Annotated in this window: 13 protein-coding genes; 6 read left to right on the top strand and 7 right to left on the bottom strand. The window is 64.9% G+C overall.

The genetic code is table 11. The features are described 5' to 3' along the window. Positions 1–23: 23 nt before the first annotated feature. Positions 24–230: a hemin uptake protein HemP gene (gene hemP / locus LB525_RS04045; RefSeq protein ID WP_095765558.1), complete on the bottom strand. Its 207-nt coding sequence runs from the start codon at positions 228–230 to the stop codon at positions 24–26. A gap of 200 nt (positions 231–430) precedes the next feature. On the opposite strand from hemP, the gene LB525_RS04040 reads away from it, so the two are divergent. The 3 genes from LB525_RS04040 to LB525_RS04030 all read left to right on the top strand — a co-directional run bounded on the left by LB525_RS04040 (position 431) and on the right by LB525_RS04030 (position 4,214). Next, on the top strand, positions 431–2,647 hold the full coding sequence (locus LB525_RS04040) for a TonB-dependent hemoglobin/transferrin/lactoferrin family receptor (RefSeq protein WP_411970999.1): 2,217 nt from the start codon (positions 431–433) through the stop codon (positions 2,645–2,647). 251 nt (positions 2,648–2,898) lie between these two features. Beyond that, positions 2,899–3,855 carry a TonB family protein gene (locus LB525_RS04035; protein WP_224543580.1) on the top strand — a complete coding sequence of 319 codons (957 nt, stop codon included), beginning with the start codon at positions 2,899–2,901 and terminating at the stop codon, positions 3,853–3,855. 44 nt (positions 3,856–3,899) lie between these two features. Continuing rightward, the gene (locus LB525_RS04030) at positions 3,900–4,214 is read left to right on the top strand and encodes an antibiotic biosynthesis monooxygenase family protein (RefSeq protein ID WP_224543579.1); all 315 of its coding nucleotides are present in this window, start codon (positions 3,900–3,902) and stop codon (positions 4,212–4,214) included. Between the two features lie 349 nt (positions 4,215–4,563). Here the strand turns inward: LB525_RS04030 and putA are convergent, their stop codons facing one another. After that, positions 4,564–8,172 carry a bifunctional proline dehydrogenase/L-glutamate gamma-semialdehyde dehydrogenase PutA gene (gene putA / locus LB525_RS04025; RefSeq protein ID WP_224543577.1) on the bottom strand — a complete coding sequence of 1,203 codons (3,609 nt, stop codon included), beginning with the start codon at positions 8,170–8,172 and terminating at the stop codon, positions 4,564–4,566. A gap of 165 nt (positions 8,173–8,337) precedes the next feature. Here putA and LB525_RS04020 point away from each other — a divergent pair, with 165 nt between their 5' ends. Continuing rightward, a complete protein-coding gene (locus LB525_RS04020) occupies positions 8,338–8,790 on the top strand; it encodes an Lrp/AsnC family transcriptional regulator (RefSeq protein ID WP_040981793.1) in 453 nt (150 codons plus the stop codon). Position 8,791: 1 nt separating this feature from the next. Here the strand turns inward: LB525_RS04020 and LB525_RS04015 are convergent, their stop codons facing one another. Beyond that, positions 8,792–10,000 carry a cytochrome-c peroxidase gene (locus LB525_RS04015; protein ID WP_224543576.1) on the bottom strand — a complete coding sequence of 403 codons (1,209 nt, stop codon included), beginning with the start codon at positions 9,998–10,000 and terminating at the stop codon, positions 8,792–8,794. Between the two features lie 7 nt (positions 10,001–10,007). After that, a complete protein-coding gene (locus tag LB525_RS04010) occupies positions 10,008–10,451 on the bottom strand; it encodes a FixH family protein (protein WP_224543574.1) in 444 nt (147 codons plus the stop codon). Positions 10,452–10,609: 158 nt separating this feature from the next. On the opposite strand from LB525_RS04010, the gene LB525_RS04005 reads away from it, so the two are divergent. Beyond that, positions 10,610–11,527 carry a sugar kinase gene (locus LB525_RS04005; RefSeq protein ID WP_224543573.1) on the top strand — a complete coding sequence of 306 codons (918 nt, stop codon included), beginning with the start codon at positions 10,610–10,612 and terminating at the stop codon, positions 11,525–11,527. A 45-nt stretch (positions 11,528–11,572) separates the two neighbouring features. On the opposite strand, the gene LB525_RS04000 is transcribed toward LB525_RS04005, so the two are convergent. The 3 genes from LB525_RS04000 to LB525_RS03990 form a co-directional block, all read right to left on the bottom strand. Further along, positions 11,573–12,598 (bottom strand): aldose epimerase family protein, encoded by a 1,026-nt coding sequence (locus LB525_RS04000; RefSeq protein ID WP_224543571.1) that lies wholly within the window; start codon positions 12,596–12,598, stop codon positions 11,573–11,575. Positions 12,599–12,781: 183 nt separating this feature from the next. Continuing rightward, on the bottom strand, positions 12,782–14,239 hold the full coding sequence (locus LB525_RS03995; RefSeq protein ID WP_224543570.1) for an NAD-dependent succinate-semialdehyde dehydrogenase: 1,458 nt from the start codon (positions 14,237–14,239) through the stop codon (positions 12,782–12,784). A 170-nt stretch (positions 14,240–14,409) separates the two neighbouring features. Then, a complete protein-coding gene (locus LB525_RS03990) occupies positions 14,410–15,360 on the bottom strand; it encodes an AEC family transporter (protein ID WP_224543568.1) in 951 nt (316 codons plus the stop codon). A 174-nt stretch (positions 15,361–15,534) separates the two neighbouring features. Between LB525_RS03990 and LB525_RS03985 the strand changes: the two genes are divergently transcribed. Then, positions 15,535–16,083 carry a histidine phosphatase family protein gene (locus LB525_RS03985; protein WP_095764970.1) on the top strand — a complete coding sequence of 183 codons (549 nt, stop codon included), beginning with the start codon at positions 15,535–15,537 and terminating at the stop codon, positions 16,081–16,083. Positions 16,084–16,186: the final 103 nt, after the last annotated feature.

The following is a 16,186-nucleotide window of genomic DNA, read 5'->3' as shown; positions in this document are numbered from 1 at the left end:
CGTCTGCCGCCCGCCGGTTCCGGTCACTTGTTGAGGATCAGCTTGCCCTGGCGGGTGATCTTCAGGCGGTAGAGCGCGCCGTGATGCTCGATGCCGATCTCGTGCTCGCCCTGGAACAGCGTGTTGCTGGAGAGCGTCCTCACCGCCAACGGTACCCTTTCGTAATGCATCTGCGTGTCTTCCGGGCGGCGGACGCGATAGCGGAAATCGTTGGGATTGTGCGTATTCATCGGGTCGGTCCTTTCCTCTGACGGCCACCTTGGCCGCAGCCTCATAAAATGCCGATTCAATTCTTGACTCGAATAGTCATGTTTACTAGTCAGTGCATTACCGGAGTAAATGAGTCAAGATTTAAGACGCCGGATGTGATCAAAAATGCGAGCGAGCCACCGGCCAGCCAGCTGCGAGCCTGAAATCTGGAGTTGGGGCAATGGGGTTGGCGACTTGGGGACGGACGGGCCTTGCAGGCAATAGTGCGGGGCCGGGCTTTCGATCGATTGCAAAGACAATCGCCGCATTGATGGCCGGAGCGGCGGCGATCGCGCTCAGCGCGCACGCCGCCAAAGCGCAGCAAGCCGCGCAGCCGGTCAACCAGCAGCAGGCCGATCAGAAAAAGAAGACTGATGAGAAGGCCGCGGCCGAAGGGACGCTGCTCGACAAGATCCTCGTCATCAGCCGCACCGGCGAAACCGCAATCCAGTCGCTGGCTTCCGCCAGCCATGTCGACCAGGAGCAGCTCGACCGCCGCATGGCGACGACGCCGAACGAGATGCTGCTCGGCGTGCCCGGTGTCACCGTGCAGGCCGATGCGCGCCGCGTCAGCTCCAGCATCAACATCCGCGGATTGCAGGATTTCGGCCGTGTCGCGGTGATCGTCGACGGCGCAAGGCAGGATTTCCAGCGCTCGGACCATGGCACGCAGTCGACCTTCTATGTCGATCCCGAGCTGATCAAATCCGTCGACGTCATCCGCGGCCCGACCGCCAACACCTATGGCTCCGGCGCCATCGGCGGCGTCGTCTTCTTCGACACCAAGGACGCGGCGGATTTCCTCAAGCCGGAGGAGACTTGGGCCGGCTCGCTGACCGGGCGCTATGAAAGCAACGGCAAGGGCTGGACCACCAGTGCGACCGGCGCTTACCGGATCAACGAGAACTTGGATGTTCTCGGCAACATCGTTTATCGCGACTACGACGACTATAAGAACGGCGGCGGCGACACCGTTGCCGGCACCGGTTTCAATGTGCTGAGCGGCCTGCTCAAGACCACTGTACGCCCGACCGAGAACAGCGAATTGAAGCTCGGCTGGGTCGGCTCCAAGGACGGCTGGACCGAGACCAGCGGCGGCGTGCCGGCGAATGACGTCGATCTGAAGTCGAACACGTTCACGGCCCGCTACAACATCACCGACGACGCCAGGAGCTGGCTCGACCTCCACATCAACGCCTCCTACAACAAGACCCTTCTCGACCTCACGACGCTTACCGCGCAGAACCGCTTCGATCCGGTCACCGGCCTGCCCGTGCTGCTGCCCGCCGGCTCGCTGTCGACCTTCGATGTCGGCACGACCGGCATCGACATCTGGAACACGTCGCGCTTCGAGACGGCGAGCGTCGCCCACGAACTGACCTATGGCGGTGACTGGGTCGGCGACGATGTCGATACCGGCGGCACGGCCGGCGGCGATTCCTTCTACACGCCGTCGGGCAAGCGCAACGTCTCCGGCGCCTACATCCAGGACAAGCTGACCTGGGAGTGGCTCGAGGTCATTGGCGGCCTGCGCTACGACCATTACAGTCTGAAGGACGACACGAATGAGACCTCCGGCGACCGAGTATCGCCGCGCATCACGGTCGGCGTCTCGCCCTTCGAAAGCGCCGGCCTGGCCGGCCTGCAATTCTACGGGACCTATGCGGAAGGTTACCGCTCGCCCTCGCTGACCGAGACGCTGATCAGCGGCAACCATCCGGCCGGGGTCAGCTTTCCCTTCCTGCCCAACCCGAACCTGAAGCCCGAGACCGGCAAGACCGTCGAGTTCGGCGTCAACTACCAGCAGAACGACATCATCGAGGGCGGCGATGCGCTGCGGCTCAAGGCAGCCTACTTCCACAACAATGTCGACGATTATATCGACGGCGTGACGCTCTCGCCCTTCGATCCGACCAGCGGTTGCCCGTTCGGCCCGGGCATTCCGATCTGCTTCCAGTACCAGAACTTCGCCAAGGCCAAGATCAATGGTTTCGAGCTGGAAAGCGTCTATGACGCCGGCTGGGGCTATGCCGGCCTGTCGGCCTCCATCATCGACGGCCACACCATCTCCTATGAAGGCGAGCGCGCCGACCTCGCGACCATCCCCTCCTCGCAGGTGACGGCCCAGCTCGGCCTGCGCTTCCTCCAGGACAAGCTGACCGTCGGCGGCGAGGTCCAGTACAACGGCAAGCCGAAGGGCAATCCGGTTGCCAAGGATTTTACACTGATCAACGCCTTCGCCAGCTACCAGGCGACTGATAATCTCAAGCTCGACTTCCGCGCCGACAATCTGTTCGACGTCAAATACACCAACCCGCTCAACGGAAGCACGACCGCCGTCCTCTATGAGCCTGGCGTCACGCTGAAGCTGGCGGCAACCATGCGTTTTGGCGGCTGAGGAATGGAAAGCTTGACGGCATCGCCTCGCCTGCTGACCTCGGCGCTGGCGATGTCGCTCGGCCTGGCGCCGGCGTGGGCCCAGTCCGCGCCGACTTCGGCCCGAGGCGCTTTCGGTGTATAGGGATGGGATTGCATCCGGCCATTCCGCATGGCGCTGTGGCGTGGCCTGCCTCCGGTCCAGCGCCATGGGCGGCAACCGATCTTGATTTGACAATTCCTTCTCGCGTGCGGCAGGTCTCGGCGCGAGACATGCAAGACATCAATCACCCTTCCGATGCAGGCAATGAACCGGCGATCAAGCCGGACGCGCCGCTCATGCAGACGCGGCAATCCGCGGGAGACCGCAGGTGGGCAGTGGCGATCATCGCCTCCGGCCTGCTCCATGGCGCCGCCGCGGCAGCGTTTCTGATCGCACCCGCGGGGACATTCGTTTCCGCGGACGCGATCAGGGCCGAGGGCGCCGATCAGTCCGGCGCCAACGTCATCGGCAGCGCCTTGGACGACCAGGCTTCCGGCGCGGTGGATGTTACCCTGGTACCGGATCCGCAGCCGGTGAAGCGCCAGGCCGCGAAACCCGCTCCGCCGGCCGAGGCGACGCAGCCGGCAAGTGAGCAAGTGGCGCGCCAGCCTCCGCCGGAAGCCGTCAACGAGCCGGCCTCGGATATCCTGGCGGCCGCCACACCGCGCCAGGATGATCAGAGCGTCTTCACGGACAGCAGGTCGACGCCTGCGATCGAGCCGCAAAGCCCACAAGCGCCCCCTGCCGAGCCTGAGCAATCGCCGGTCCCGAGCGCGACATCAAGCGCACCAGCCGGATCGGCGGGGCCAAGTGAAACCGTTGAACCGCGCGGCGCGGCGGATGGCGATACGCGCGATGCGCCGGTCGTCGCCAGCAAGGGCAAGAAACACGCCGCCGGCAATGCGCTCGAATCCCGCTACAGTGGTGAAATCCAGAAGAAGCTTGCCCGCGCCAACCGTCGCGTTTCGAAATCGATCCAGGCCAAGGCTCGCAACAATGCCAGGGTCGTTTTCGTCGTCGCGGCCGACGGCAGCGTCAGCGACCTGCAGCTCGCCGAAAGTTCAGGGTCCACCGAGCTCGATCAGTTCGCTTTGACGCTGGTGCGCAAACAAGCCCCGTTCCCTCCCATTCCACCCGAGACCGGAAAATCGAGTTGGGTGTTCAAGGCGCGAATTGGTCCTTTTTAAAACCCCCGCCATCCAAAGAATTCGTCCATGTCGAAAGGAAGCCGATGTACATCGCCATGAACCGCTTCAAGGTCCAGAACGGCTCGGAAGAAGCCTTTGAGAATGTCTGGAAGAACCGCGATTCAAGCCTCTCCGAAATGCAGGGTTTTAAGGAATTCCACCTGCTGCGCGGCCCGGTCAACGAGACCGAGGGCTACACGCTGTTCGCCTCGCACACGGTCTGGGCAAGCCAGGAGGATTTCGTCGCCTGGACGAAATCGGAAAACTTCCGCGCCGCCCATCGCAATGCCGGCGGCTCGAAGGTGCACTATCTGGGCCACCCGCAGTTCGAAGGCTTTTCGGTAGTCGAAGGCGCCTGAACATGCCTTTGCCAACGAGACTGTTTCGCGCCAGCTAGTTCCTCGACACAGGGATTCTCAAAGTTGTCGGCGGGTCAACCTCGTCATCCCAGGGCGAAGCAGCCGCGAAGCGGCGTCGCGGAGACCCTGGGATCCATTCCGTGACCTTATCGACGGGTGCAGCGGAGCAGAATTCTGCATCGCTGCAACGCTCATATGTAACGGAATGGATCCTCGGGTCTACGCTCGTCGCTTCGCTCCTTGCTCCGCCCGTGGATGACGATCGCGATGAGCGTTCCGGCCAATCGCCAAGGCATGCAACTGCCTAAGCAGACATAGCCGACTGGCCAAAAATCGCCGTACTGGAGAACTATGCCGCCGCCAGCAAACTGGCATTGCCGCCCGCCGCCGTCGTGTCGACGCAGACCGCACGTTCATGCGCGTAGGCCGCCGGATTGAGCACCTCGCTGACCAGCGGCACGATCGGCCCGGAGCGCTCGGCAATAACCTTGCGCACGATGCGCGCCGCCTCCGGCGTGCCGGAGAAGGCGACAACATCGACCCGCAGCGAGCGCGCCTCGACCGGATCGGGCCGACCGTCGATCGCCGCGAGCGGCAGGCCCTTGCCGGTCAGCGCCGATAGCGCGGCCGGCGCGCCCGGCGCCACGGCCAGCACGGCATTGCCGGCCGCAAGCGCCTGGATCGTCTGGGCTAGCAGCGTCTCTGCATCCGGGCCTAGACACAGCACTCGGCCACGCGGTGCCAGCGACAGTGTGTTGGCCTCGCCGGTGGGCCCGGGCAGGTCGACCTGGCCGAAATCGAGGCTGGCGGCTGCGGCGATCGCCGCCGCGCCCTTGCCGCGCAGATGCTTTCTCAGGATCGCCACGCGGTCCGGCCGCGTCGACCACCCGCCCAGCGCCGGATCCGGCAGATTGTCGGCAAGCTCGGTCGCGGTCACCTTGTGGCCTTCGCCCACCTCGGTGCCGGCCTCAGGCCCCTTGCGGAAGCGACGCAGATAATGGGGTCCTCCGGCCTTCGGGCCGGTGCCCGAAAGCCCCTCGCCGCCGAAGGGCTGCGAGCCGACGACGGCGCCGATCTGATTGCGGTTGACATAGATGTTGCCGGCATGGATGCCGTCGACGAAATGCTGGACGCGGCCTTCGATGCGCGTGTGCAGGCCGAAGGTCAGCCCATAGCCCTTGCGGTTGATGGCGGCAATCACTGCGTCGATCTCGTCAGCATCGAAGGTCGCGACATGCAGCACCGGGCCGAACACCTCGCGCTCCATTTCCTCTATGCCTTTGACGCGGAAGACATGCGGCGCGACGAAACGGCCGGTTGCCGGCGCTTCCAATCTCGCGATCAGCGTGCCTTCCAGCCCCTTCTGCTTGCAATAATCGCTGATCGACGCTTGCGCCTCATCGTCGATGACGGGGCCGACATCGGTCGAGATGGCCCAGGGATTTCCGACATTGAGCGCTTCCATCGCGCCCTTCAGCATCTCCAGCATTTTCTTCTCAACGTCCTTCTGGACATAGAGAACGCGCAACGCCGAGCAGCGCTGGCCGGCGCTCTGGAAGGCCGAGGCGAGGATATCGCGCACCGCCTGTTCCGGCAGCGCGGTGGAATCGACGATCATGGCATTCAAGCCGCCGGTCTCGGCGATCAGCATCGCATCGGGCGCCGCGGTCTCGGCCAGTTGCTTCTCGATCAGCTTGGCGACCTCGGTCGAGCCGGTGAAGCAGACGCCGGCAATGCGCGGGTCGGCCGTCAGCGGCGCACCGACCGAGGCGCCATCGCCCGGCAAAAGCTGAATGACGTCTTCCGGCACGCCGGCCTCGCGCAGCATTTCCACGGCGCGGAAGGCGATCAGCGGCGTCTGCTCGGCCGGCTTCGCGATCACCGAATTGCCGGTGACCAAAGCTGCCGCGATCTGGCCGGTGAAGATCGCCAGCGGGAAATTCCACGGCGAGATGCAGACGATCGCGCCCCGCGCCTGCGTGCCGGCTTCGGCATTGGCCGCCTCGGCCGCGTAGTAGCGCAGGAAGTCGACCGCCTCACGCACTTCGGCGACGCCGTCGGCCAGCGATTTGCCGGCCTCGCGGGTGGCGAGAGCGAAGAACTCGACCGCATTGGCCTCATAGAGGTCGGCGGCACGATTGAGGATCGCGGCGCGCTCGGCAACCGGACGCTTCGCCCAGGCGGGTTGCGCGTCGACGGCGATGCGAACGGCGATCGCCACCTGCTTGGCTGCCGCCTCATGCACCGTGCCGACGATCTCGTCGGGCTTGGCCGGATTGACGATTTGGCGCGGCTTGCCGTAGCCGGCGGCGCGCGTCACCGGCTTGGCGTGCCAGCGATCCGTTCCGGCGAACGCCGCCCGCGCCTTCTCGATAGCCGCGAGCGTCACCGGATCGGTGATGTCGAAGCCCTTGGAATTGCGGCGCCCGAGGCCGAAGATCGCGGCCGGGCGCGCGATCGCCGGATTGGCGGCCGGCCCCTGCGTCTCGACCACCGCGAGCGGATCGCGCGCGATCTCCTCGGGCTCGACCTCCTCGTCGGTCAACTGGTGAACGAAGGAGGAGTTGGCGCCGTTTTCCAGCAGACGGCGCACCAGATAGGCGAGAAGGTCCGAATGCGCGCCGACCGGCGCATAGATGCGACAGCGCGTGCCCTCGGCCTGCCGCACCGTCTCGTGCAGCGCCTCGCCCATGCCGTGCAGGCGCTGGAACTCGAAGCTGTCGCGGTCCTTTGCCATCGACAGGATCGCGGCAACCGTGTGCGCGTTATGTGTGGCGAATTGCGGATAGATGCGGTCGGTCATCGACAGCAGCTTCTTCGCGCAGGCGAGATACGAAACATCGGTGTTGGCCTTACGGGTGAAGACCGGATAGCCGGACAGGCCGAGCGTCTGCGCCCGCTTGATCTCGGTGTCCCAATAGGCGCCCTTCACCAGCCGCACCATGATTTTGCGATCGTATTTCCTGGCAAGCGCATAGAGCCAGTCGATGGCGAAAGCCGCGCGCGGGCCATAGGCCTGGACAACGACGCCGAAACCGTCCCAGTCGGCAAGTTCCGGCTCTGCCAGCACGCGTTCGATGACGTCGAGCGACAGGTCCAGCCGGTCGGCCTCCTCGGCATCGATGTTGAGGCCCATGCGCGAATGCCGGGCGGCAAGCGCCAACGACAGCAGCCGCTCGGCCATCACCGGCAGCATCGTCTCGCGCTGCGCCACCTCGTAGCGTGGATGCAGCGCCGAGAGCTTGACAGAAATGCCGTGGTTGTAACGGATGTCGGGACCGTTCGACCCTGCATCGAGCGAGGAGATCGCGTCGGCATAGGCGCGGTGGTAGCGCAGCGCGTCGGCCTCGGTGCGGGCCGCCTCGCCCAGCATGTCGAAAGAATAGAGGTAGCCCTTCTGCGTCATCGGCCGCCCGCGCTTGACGGCCTCGGCGATGGTTCGGCCAAGCACGAACTGCTCGCCCATCTCGCGCATTGCCGCGGCGACCGCCTTGCGGATCACCGGCTCGCCAAGCCTGCGCACCATGGCGCGCAGCGTGCCTTCGATCCCGCCCTCGCCTTCGTCGAGCACGCGGCCGGTCAGCATCAGCGCCCAGGTCGAGGCGTTGACGAAGATGGAGCTTGAGCCGCCCGAATGCGCCGACCAGTCATGCGGCGCGATCTTGTCGGCGATGAGATCGTCCATCGTCTCGGCATCGGGCACGCGCAGCAGCGCTTCGGCCAGGCACATCAGCGCCACGCCTTCCTTGGTCGACAGGCCGTAGGCCGAGAGAAAGACCTCCATCAGCCTTGGATCGGTGGATCCGCGCACCGCACGCACCAGATCGGCCGCACGCGCCGAGATCGCCTTGCGCTCTTCCGCCGAAAGCCCGGCCGCCGCCGACAGGCGCTTCACCGCCTCGTCTTCGTCGGGCAAATAATTGGCGCGGATCTGCTGGCGGATGGCGTCGAGCGGCATGTCGGGGTCCATGAAAGCGAGCGTGAGCGAACGGTCTGGCGGTCGCCGGACCGAATGGCGCAAGCTAGCACAGCTGCGGATTCCAGTCGGTCCAAAGAAATCGACATGACAGACTGATCGATCTAACATATAGCGGCTAGTCCCATCATTTCGACTGCAATTTTAATGACCGAAGACCAATTGGACCGCATTGACCGCAACATCCTGTCCGCGCTCGGGCGCGACGGTCGGCTTTCGATGTCTGAACTCGCTTTGAAGGTGGGCTTGTCGAAGACGCCGGTGCAGGCGCGCGTGAAGCGGCTGGAGAAGGACGGCTACATAAGAGGCTATCGCGCGGTCATCGACCGCGAGCGCATGGGCGAAGGCCATGTCGCCTTCGTCCAGGTGAAACTGTCGGACACGCGCTCGGCAGCGCTCGACGCCTTCAACCGCGCCGTTCAGGGCGTGCCGGAGATCGAGCAATGCCACATGATGGCGTCGAGCTTCGATTATCTGCTGAAGGTCCGCACCACCGACATCGCCGCCTACCGCCGGGTGCTCGGCGAGCGCATCTCCGCCCTGCCCCACGTTGCCCAGACGTCGACCTTCGTGGCGATGGAGACGGTGAAGGATCGCTAACCTACTCGGACAAGGTCTTGAGGAAAGCCACCAGCGCGGCCCGCTCGCGCTCGGACAGGTCGAGCGGGTGCACTTCGGAGACCCCTTCCACGCTGGGCGGCGCCTTCGAATAATGCGCCACCACCTCATCGAGTGTCGCGAACTGCCCGGCATGCATATAGGGCGGCCGGCTTGCGGCCCCCCTGAGCGACGGCGTCTTGTAGGCGCGCATGATCTGCGGACCGTCCTTGACCATGAAGCGCAGCTCGCGGCAGGCGCTCTCGTCGCCGTCGCGGAACTTGCCGAAACAGTTGAAAGGATCGGCCCCGACCTGCGCCACGGCATCGACGCGCCCGCGGTCAGGCGGCAGGCCGTCGACCGGCGGCACGCCGGTGTTGTGGAAGGAGTTGTCGGTGAAGCGCGGGCCGTTGTGGCAGGTCACGCAATTGGCCTTGCCGATGAACAGCTTCAGCCCAAGGACTTCCTCCGGCGAGAATGCCGCGTCCCCTTCCGGCTTGGCGCCGGTCGCCAGATCGATGGCGAAGCGGTCGAAGCGCGTCTGCTCAGGCTCGATCGAGCGCTCGAAGGCGGCGATCGCCTTGCCGATATTGGCGAAGACGCGGTTGACGTCGTCTTCCCGGCCGGCAGGCATGGCGTTCCACGCGGCCTTGTCGGCATCGCTGCCGAGCGGGCTGGCGTTGGCCGGCACCGCCGAAAGATCGGGCAGCGGTCCGAAGATGCGCTCATAGCGCTCGCCGAACCGCTTCTTGATGTAATGCGCGAAGGCGGCCCGGTTGCCGGCCTGCTCGAGCGGGTTTTCAAGCGGCGTCAGCGCCTGCGCCCACAGGCTGTCGCGCCTGCCGTCCCAGAAGAACCATGGATCGCGCGCCACGCCCGCCAGCGGCATCGTGCGGCGGTTGGTGTGGCCGACGCCGACCGCCTGCGGCAGGTCGTCCTGGAACTGACGGTCGATCTTGTGGCAGGTCGAGCAGGACACCGTGCCGTCGCGGCTCATGCCGGCATCGAAGAACAGCGTCGAGCCGAGCGCGGCAGCCGCCGGCACATCCGCATACTGGTTCGTGGTGTCGACTTTGAGCGAGGGCAGCGTGTTCAGCGCCAGCGACGCGATGGTCTTCTTCTCGGCGTCGCTGAACTGCGGCTCGCCGCAGCCGCCCAGCAAGGCGAGAGCGGCTAAGGCCGAGAGGCTCGCAACGCTGATCAGCCGCCTCATCGCCCGCTCACAACACGATGTTGAAGACGACGGAATCGGAGCCCGCCGCCGCCGAGATACCGAAGTGCAGCTGCCACCAGCCGCTCGTCGTGAACTTCACGCCATCGATGCGGTAGCGCCCCTGGCCCAAATAGTCGGTCGCCTGCGGACTGGTCGGCAGGCCGTGATCGTGCCGCGGCATCCCGCCGGAAACGGTGATGGCCGCTCCTTCCACCGGCGCGCCGGCGGCGGTCTTCAGCGTCAGCAGCCAGGACTGCAGCTCGCCCTGCCGGACCACGCCGCGCTCCGGCTCGAAGCTCGCGACGAACAGGCCGTTCGCCGTCTTTTTCGAGCGCGACAGGTCCGGTCCGGGCGCCGATTGCGGCAGCGTCAGATAGACTGCGGCCACGATGCCGACCAGCAGCACGGCAAGACCGAGACCCGCAAGAATGTAACGCCATATCGATGCCAAGCCCGTTCCTCTTCGGCTGCTAACGTCGCGGGCCGCTTGTCGCGTCCCGCCCTGCCTGTGGGAAATCGCTTCTGGCGCAAAATTCGCCGGTAGCCAAGCATGGCGCTGCCGGCCGCAAAAAGCTACAGCAACAATATCTTAGGAAGGGATAAGCCCGCATGGCCAATGGTACCGCATCGATCGGCGAATGTATGCTGGAACTGTCAGGCCAGGCCGGCCCGAACTGGCGAATGGGTTTTGCCGGCGATACCTTCAACACGCTCTGGGCGTTGCACGCCTTGAGCCCGGATCGGCCCGCGACCTATGTGACGGCCTTCGGCGACGATCCCTTTTCGCACGACCAGATCGCTTTCTTTGCCGAGAACGGCATCGGCATAGGCAACAGCCCGGTCATTGCCGGCGCGCGCCCCGGCCTTTACGCCATAACGCTTACAGGAGCCGAGCGCGCCTTCACCTACTGGCGAAGCGACGCGGCCGCGCGCCAGCTCGCCTCGGATCCGACAGCACTGGCAAAAAGCCTTGAAAACCAGGCGCTTGTCTATTTTTCCGGAATCACCCTGGCAATTCTGGACGCGGCGGCGCGCCAAACCCTCCTCTCGGCCGTGGCGACTGCCCGCAAGGCCGGCTCGCTCGTCGCCTTCGACCCGAATTACCGGCCGCGTCTGTGGCCGAGCCGCGAAGCGGCGCAGGCCGCGATCCTGGAAGCGCTTGCGGTGGCCGACATTGCGCTGCCGACTTTTCCGGACGAGCAGATGCTGTTCGGCGATGAGACCCCGGAGGTCACAGCCAAGCGCCTGCGCAAGCTGACCGGCGAGGTCGTGGTCAAGAATGGCGAGCAGCCGGCCCTGATTGCGCTGAACGGCGCTTCACAAGCTGTCGACGCGGTGCATGTGGCTGCCCCCGTCGATACCACGGGGGCCGGCGATTCCTTCAACGGCGGCTATCTCGCCGCCCGGCTTGCCGGCCACGCGCCTGCCGACGCGACACGCCGGGCGCACAAAGTCGCCGCCGCGGTGGTGCAGGTTCGCGGCGCGCTGGCGCCATTTGAGACCTTGCGGATCGCCTTCGACAGTTAAGCGCTATCGAACCTTGGGTGGACTTCACTTCAATATTGGAAAACTTTAGGGCAAGCGGAACCGGTACTCCGTCACCTGATGATAGATCTGCCCCGGCCACAGCGTCGCCTGCGGGAAATAAGGCCGGTTCGGCGCGTCCGGCCATGTCTGCGCTTCGAGGCAAAGGCCTGAAAACGCCTTGTAGCGGCGGCCGTCGAGCCCCGGCGATGTCGGCGCGACGAACTGACCGCTATAGAGTTGCAGTCCCGGTTCGGTGGTCCAGACTTCCATCTCGACACCGGAATTCGCGCCTTGCACCCAGGCAGCCTGGTGCAGCGGCCCGCGGCTGGAGGCCAGGCAGTAATTCAGGTCGTAGCGAAGCTGCTCGCCTTCCATTTCCATGCGCAGCGGCCGCGCCTGCCGGAAATCGTAGGGCGTGCCGTCGACCGGCTTCACCACGCCGGTCGGGATCATCTCGTCATCGACCGGCGTGTAGGCGCCGGCGTTGAGCATCAGCCGGTGGTCGAGGATATCGCCAGACCCGCCATCGTCGAGATTGAAATAGGAATGCTGCGCGAGGTTGCAGAGCGTCGGCTCCTCGCAGGTCGCGGTCAGCTCCATGCTGAGCGTGCCTGGAATCTTCAGCCGGTAGGTGCAGGTGACGTCGAGCGCGCCGGGAAAGCCCATCGCGCCGTCCGGATCGTGCAGTGTCAGTGTTACGAAATCGCGGCCATGCAGCGAGACGGTCCATGGCCGGCGGAAAAAGCCTTCCGAGCCGCCATGCAGCGTGTGCTTGCCGAGAAAATTCTGCTCGGTCTGGAAGCGGTTGCCGGCGATGGTGAAGCGGCCGCCGCCGATGCGGTTGGCGAAGCGGCCGACGACGGCGCCAAAGAACGCGCGATCGGTCTCGTAGGGCTCGAATCGGTCGTAGCCCAGCACCAGCGGCGCGTCATGGCCGCTCAGCCTGAGGTCCTGAATGATGGCGCCGAGCCCGATGATGTTAGCCGTGACGCCGCCGCCGCGGATGGTGAAGCGGCGCACGGCCTCGCCCGCCTGCGTCGTGCCGAAGACCTCGCCGTCTTTCATCGCCATGCCCGAAATGTCATTACCGATCCGTGGATTTAGGCCGGCTGCGTATCATCCGGCAAGCGCAGGCTAAAGCAATTCCAGGAAAAGTGCGCAGCGGCTTTGCGCCAAGACAAGGCGATAGAGCAGTCCACCGTCGTCTGAACGGTGGACTGCTGGGCGCGCCTGCCCCTGTTCCGGGGATCGGTATCAGAGCCCTAGGCCGCCGAAGCAGGCATATTTGGTGTCGAGATAGTCCTCGATGCCCTGATGCCCGCCTTCGCGGCCGAGGCCGGATTCCTTGACCCCGCCGAACGGCGCCTCGGGCGTGGTGATCAGGCCTTCATTGACGCCGACCATGCCGTATTTCAGGCCTTCCATCACCCGGAAGGCGCGGCCGAGATCGCCGGTGTAGAAATAGGCGGCAAGGCCGAACTCGGTGTCGTTGGCCAAGGCCACCGCCTCTTCCTCGGTCTCGAACTTGAACACAGGCGCGATCGGCCCAAAAATCTCTTCCTTCATGAAGCGCATGTTCGGCGTGGCGCCAGAAATCACCGTCGGCTGGAAGAACGAGCCGCCGAGCGCATGGCGCTTGCCGCCGGCGACGACCTTGCCGCCCTTCGACGTCGCATCGGCGATGAATTCCTCGACCTTCTCGACCGCTTTCTCGTCGATCAGCGGCCCCTGCTGCACGCCTTCCTCGAGGCCCGAGCCGACCTTGAGATTGTTGCTGGCGGCAGCCAGCTTCTCGACGAACTTGTCATAGATGCCGGCCTGCACCAGGAAGCGGTTGGTGCACACGCAGGTCTGGCCGGAATTGCGGTATTTGGCCGTGATGGCGCCGGCAACCGCGCGATCGACATCGGCGTCGTCGAAGACCAGGAACGGCGCGTTGCCGCCAAGCTCCATCGACACTTTCTTGACCGTCGCGGCCGACTTCTGGATCAGGATCTTGCCGACCTCGGTCGAGCCGGTGAAGGTGATCTTCTTGACCAGCGGGTTGGCGCAGATCTCGTCGCCGATCTCGCCGGCCGAACCGGTGACGACGTTGACGACGCCCTTCGGGAAACCGACCTCCTCGACAAGCGCGCCCCAGGCGAGGCCCGAATAGGGCGTCTGCGAGGCGGGCTTGACCACCGCGGTGCAGCCGGCGGCCAAAGCTGGGCCGATCTTGCGGGCAAGCATCGAGGACGGGAAATTCCACGGCGTGATGGCTGCAATGACGCCAACCGGCTCCTTGGTCACCAGGATACGGCGGTCGCCCCATGGCGACGGAACGATGTCGCCATAGACGCGGCGGCCTTCCTCGGCGAACCAGAGGATATAGCTGGCGGCCGAGCCGATCTCGCCTTTGGATTCGGTGAGCGACTTGCCCTGCTCGATGGTCAAGAGCTCGGCCAGCACATCCTGATTGTCCATCATCGCGTCATGCAGCTTGCGCAGGAGCTTCGAGCGCTCGAGCGCGGTGGTCTTGCGCCAGCCCTTGAAGGCTTCCTCTGCGGCTTCGATCGCGCGGCGGGTCTCGGCCTTGCCGGCCTTAGGCACGGTGCCGATCTTGAGGCCGGTCGCCGGATTGTTGACGTCGATGGTCTGGCCGCTGTCGGCCTGCACCCATTCACCATTGATGAGGTTGGCCTGGCGCATGAAATGGCTGGTTTTCTGAAGCATGGTCTGGCCTCCGTTCGGCGCGCTGATCGGCCGTTTTTCTGGATATCCGTTGAAGCGTGCTTCAAGAGCCGCACGCCAGCGCATTGCTCTTACCTAGGGAAAGGCGGGCAAGCAATCACAAGATGGCATATAGGGGTTGGGCCAGCAAAAGCGAGCCGCGTTCAGCGGCTCTATCCTAAGACGTGGATCACCACCGTCAGCCAGAACGAGGTGGTTACCACCGCGCTTGCGGTGGCAAGCGTCATCTGGTTCGAGGCCAGCGCCTGGCCGGTGTTGAACTGGACGGCGATCAGATAGGAGTTGATGCCCGAAGGCAGTGCCGCAACCACCACCGCGACCTTGGCCGTCAGCGGCGGCAGGCCGAGCAGCCAGACGAAGGCCAGCACCAGCGCCGGCATCACGAACAGTTTCAGCACCGACAGCGCCAGCGCCGGCCTGATATTGCCGGAAATGCCGAAGCGGCGCAGGCTGAGCCCCATGGCGAACAGCGCCACCGGACCGGCCGTGTCCGCGAGCGTATTGACCAACCGTTCGACCAGGTCCGGCAGCGGCGCGCCGGTGAGGCGCCAGGCGAGCCCCACCAGGATGCCGATGATCAGCGGATTGAGGAACAGGCGCCTGAGGAAGTTTTTGACGACGCGCAGCGGATGCACCGTCTCGCCGCTGCCGCGCCCGAACATCTCGAACAGCACGATCGAGGCCATCATCATGATTGGCAGGTGGATCGAGACCAGCAGCGACAGCACCTCGAAGCCGCTGGCGCCGAATATGCCGAGGACGAAGGGCGCGCCGAGCAGCACCACATTGGAATAAGCCGAGGACACGCCGCCGACGATGCCCGCGCGTGCATCTCGCTTGAAAACGCGCGTCATCATCAGATGGCCCGTGGTCCAGGTGATGGCGGCGGCCGCAAAATAGGCGCCCCACAGCGACCAGGGCGTTACGCCATGGAAATCCGATTTGACCATGGTCCGGAAGAGCAGCAGTGGCATCGCCACGCTGACGGCGAATTCCGAAATGCCCTCCCCGCTCGCCGGCTTCAGATAGAAGGTGAGCCCGGTCAGATAGCCGAGCGCCACAAGGCTGAAGACGAAGAGGACGGTTTCGGTAAGCGGCGTCATTTCTTGGGCGGAGACATTTTTCCCGTGATAGGCGGGCCTTGACTGCGGCGCAATCGCACCGAACGGAACGGCGCTCCATTTGCTCTGCTGCCCCGCTGCTTGTCTTTCAGCCTGCTTTGCGGTCCCTATATGCCAATCACCACCTTGCCTTTGCGGGCTGCCATAGGACTTCCGATGCTGCGACTTGCCCTGGCGCTCTTCCTGCTTGCCGTTCCCACCCTGGCTCACGCGACCGACGCGGGCTGGGCGTTGCTGCGCGACGGCGGCCATGTCGTTCTGCTTCGCCATGCCTTCGTCACCGGAGCTGCCGACCCGGCCAATTTCGACATCGACAATTGCGCCACGCAGCTCAACCTGTCGGAGCGTGGCAAGCAGCAGGCAAGCCGCATCGGCGCGCTGTTCGCGGCGCGCTCGGCGCCGATCGATCATGTGCTCTCCAGCCGCTACTGCCGTTGCCTTGATACTGCCCGCATCGCTTTCGAATCCGAGCCGCAGCCCTTCGCGCCCCTCGACCTGCTGAAAACCGACCCGGCCGAGAAGGCCGCGCAAATGGCCGCGATCATGAAGGAGATCCGTGGCTATTCCGGCTCCGATAATCTGGTGCTGGTCACGCATGTGGAGAACATCGAGGCGCTCACCGGCGTAGCGCCGCGCGAGGGCGAGGCCGTGGTGGTGGCGCCGGACGGTGATGGTCTCAAGGTGCTGGGACGGGTCACGTTCTAAGACGCCGCGCCCGCCGGTGTTGCCGAAATGCAACTCCCGCAAGAAGCCGCAAATCCGCCGCGACAATGCCGCTTGCGACAACCCGTCGCAGGGTCTATAGGCG

It is taken from the genome of Mesorhizobium sp. CA16 (assembly GCF_020165175.1).
In the GTDB taxonomy this organism is placed as follows: Bacteria; Pseudomonadota; Alphaproteobacteria; order Rhizobiales; family Rhizobiaceae; genus Mesorhizobium.
Note: the sequence above shows the minus strand (reverse complement) of the source record. Positions and strands in the feature narration are given on the sequence as shown.